The 255-nt window shown below is 35.3% G+C and carries 1 protein-coding gene; it reads right to left on the bottom strand.

All coding sequences use genetic code 11. The annotated features are described in order from the left end of the window. On the bottom strand, positions 1-255 hold a 255-nt coding region (locus SAY88_RS25315), incomplete at both ends, for an adenylosuccinate synthetase (RefSeq protein WP_332635196.1).

Below are 255 nucleotides of genomic sequence, written 5' to 3'. Positions count from 1 at the left end.
AACTTCTTTTGATGTTACAAATGGATATGTTCCATGCCATAGTGAAAGAAAGGTTCCTTGAGTACCTTCAACTAGAACATTCTCATTATTTTTTAAAGCAGAATTTATCAAATCTGGAACATCGACAATATATTCAGAAAGTGAAGGAATATCTTTTCCTAGCTTTAGAGTTCTCATAGCTCGTTCAGCATTTGCAGGACCTGTTCCAGAACCCGTGCTTCCAATTTTTTCTTTGAGTTCACCTTTTGAATCTTG

Origin of the sequence: Halalkalibacter flavus (assembly GCF_036663575.1) — a bacterium.
Taxonomy (GTDB): domain Bacteria; phylum Bacillota; class Bacilli; order Bacillales; family Bacillaceae_D; genus Halalkalibacter; species Halalkalibacter flavus.
Note: the sequence above shows the minus strand (reverse complement) of the source record. Positions and strands in the feature narration are given on the sequence as shown.